Here is a 2,896-nt window from a genome sequence, read left to right as displayed (position 1 = left end):
TGGTTAGAATTTGCAAACCGATGTGGTTATATAGATTCTATTATGACAACAAAGATTAACTCAAATTATGACCAAATCATTGGACAGATTATATGAATGATTGAGAAAGTGGATAAATGGTTAATTAGACAAAGATGATATTCTCCTTTTCTCTTTTTCTTAAGATTCTCCGTTTCACAAAGAGGGGGTGAATAATTACAATTATTTATGTCTCCTGTTATCTGTCTTCTGATATTACCTCAAGAAATATCTCTTCCAGCTTTTTCTTTTCTTCTGCTAGCTCTTTGATGACAATGGAGGCAACAATTTTTCCCTTGTTAATTATAATTACCCTATCGCAGACCTTTTCTACCTCAGAAAGGATATGGGTTGAAAGAAGGATTGTCTTTTCCTTTCCAAGCTCTACAATAAGGGAGTGAATCTCTTTAATCTGAACAGGGTCTAATCCAGATGTTGGCTCGTCAAGGATTAAAACAGGAGGGTTATGGAGGAGAACAGATGTCAGAGCAACCCTTTGCCTAAAACCCCTTGATAGATTACCAATCCTTTTTGTAAGCACAGGGGAGATATTGCATAAATTTCCTACATCTTCTATCCTTTTTTTATCAACCCCTCTTATAGAAGCTACAAATTCAAGGAATTGTTTTACCCCTATATCTAAATAAAGGGGGTTATTTTCAGGAAGATAGCCTATGTTTTCCCTTACTATAAGGCTTTGTTTCATAACATCATATCCGCAAACCTGTGCTGTTCCGCTATTTGGTGCAATAAAACAGGAAAGGATTCTCATTGTTGTTGTCTTTCCAGCTGCATTTGGACCAAGGAATCCTAATATTTCACCCTTTTTTACCTCAAAGGATATATTGTCTAAGGCAAGTGTATCTTTAAACCTCTTTGTTATTCCACATACATTAATCATTTAAAAAAAATCCTTAAGTTTTTTTCTATTTTTGCCGATATAAAAGATGAAGGAAGTAATAGGTCTTCTCCCCTCCGGCGCCTATTACTTCTTTTTTTATTTTTAGCCTTTATTTAGCTTTGATTTCTCCTCCTCATATTGCTCTTGTGTCCTTACATCAAGCTTAAAACCACAAAGCTTTGCTGCAAGCCTGATATTCTGACCATCCCTTCCTATAGCAAGGGATAATTGATCCTTATCAACAATTATAACTGCCTCCTTTTCCTTCTCATTAATAATAACCTCCTTTGCTTTTGCTGGAAGGATGCTTAATTGTATAAATTCATTTATACTGTCTGAATATGGAATAATGTCTATCTTTTCTCCCTTAAATTCCTTTAGGAGATTAGAGATTCTACTTGCATTTACGCCAACAAATGCTCCTATTGGAGAAATCTTTTTGTCAATGGACGAAACAACGACCTTTGAACGAACACCAGATTCCCTCACTATCCTTTCTATCTTAATAGAACCATCCTGTAGCTCAGGGACATCCATCTCAAACAGCTTTTTTACAATACCAGGGTGTGTTCTTGAAATGATTATCTGTGGATGTTTTAGACCCTGCTCTACACCAATAACATAAGCCCTTATCCTCTCCCCAATTCTATATTTTTCTTTTCTTATTTGCTCTTTAACAGGAAGAACAGCCTCTGCCTTTCCAATATCAATAAAAACTGTATTATCTGATATCTTGCGGATAAGCCCTGTTACAATCTCGCCCTCTTTGTTTTTAAATTCCTGAAAAACAGAATCCCTCTCTGCCTCCCTTAACCTTTGGATAATAACCTGCTTTGCTATCTGGGCAGAGATTCTTGTTGATTGAGAGGAAGAATCCTCAATTTCAACAACATCGCCCACATTAACATCCTTTTTAATCTTTCTTGCTTCTTCCAGGGTTATTTGCTCCCTTATATCATCAACATTTTCTACAACATCCTTTACAACAAATACCCTTACATTAAATGTGTCTGGATTAAAGACAACCTTAACATTCTTTACATTAAGCCGTTTTCTATAAGAGGCTTGTAATGCCTCTTGCATAGTGTGTAAAAGGGCATCTTTTGATATGCCCCTAGATTTGGAAACTATAGACAATGCCTCTTGTATTCCTTTTTCCATAAAAAGGATTATACCTTAAATTCCAAAAAATTTCAATAAAAACATTGCAAATATCCGCCTTGTGATGTAGATTATAATTATGTTCTCAACAATCCCTGATGCAATAAAGGATATAAAGGATGGCAAGATGCTCATTATGACAGACGATGAGAATAGAGAGAATGAAGGAGATCTTGTTATACCATCCTCTCTTATAACCGCATCTTCTATAAATTTTATGGCAAAGTATGGAAGGGGGCTTATATGTGTTTCAATAACAGAAGAGAGGGCAGGTGAATTAAATTTACATCCTATGGTTGCTGAGCCACAAGACATCCATAAAACAGCATTCACTGTCTCCTGCGATTATAAATACGGAACAACAACGGGCATCTCTGCCTATGATAGGGCAAGGACAATAAAGGCAATTATAGATACAAATACAAAACCAGATGACCTGGCAAGGCCAGGCCATATCTTTCCATTAGTGGCAAAAGATGGTGGCATCCTTGTCCGTGCTGGGCATACAGAGGCATCCCTTGATTTGGCAAGGCTTGCTGGTCTCTATCCATCTGCTGTAATATGCGAGATTATGGATGAGGATGGGCATATGGCAAGGCTTCCTAAACTTATTGAGTTTGCAAACAAGCATAGCCTTAAAATAATAACCATTGCAAGCCTTATAGAGCATAGAAGGAAAAAGGAGAAGCTAGTAAAAAGAATAACAGAGACAAACCTTCCAACAAAATTTGGAAGCTTCAAGGTTAGTGCCTATTCCTCATTGATAGACAAAGGAATCCACCTTGCATTTGTAAAGGGTGAGGTATCTGGTAAAAA

At 36.6% G+C, this 2,896-nt stretch carries 3 protein-coding genes; 1 reads left to right on the top strand and 2 read right to left on the bottom strand.

Going from position 1 to position 2,896, the window contains the following annotated elements:
- Positions 1 to 217 precede the first annotated feature (217 nt).
- Together AB1630_11850 and nusA are read right to left on the bottom strand one after the other, a co-directional pair.
- A complete protein-coding gene (locus tag AB1630_11850) occupies positions 218 to 919 on the bottom strand; it encodes an ATP-binding cassette domain-containing protein (protein ID MEW6104485.1) in 702 nt (233 codons plus the stop codon).
- 102 nt (positions 920 to 1,021) lie between these two features.
- Positions 1,022 to 2,080, bottom strand: a complete 1,059-nt coding sequence (gene nusA, locus AB1630_11845; protein ID MEW6104484.1) for a transcription termination factor NusA — start codon at positions 2,078 to 2,080, stop codon at positions 1,022 to 1,024.
- Positions 2,081 to 2,159: 79 nt separating this feature from the next.
- Here nusA and ribB point away from each other — a divergent pair.
- The coding region (gene ribB / locus AB1630_11840; GenBank protein MEW6104483.1) for a 3,4-dihydroxy-2-butanone-4-phosphate synthase at positions 2,160 to 2,896 on the top strand (737 nt) is incomplete at its 3' end.

It is taken from the genome of bacterium (assembly GCA_040753555.1).
Lineage (GTDB): Bacteria > UBA9089 > UBA9088 > UBA9088 > UBA9088 > JBFLYE01.
Note: the sequence above shows the minus strand (reverse complement) of the source record. Positions and strands in the feature narration are given on the sequence as shown.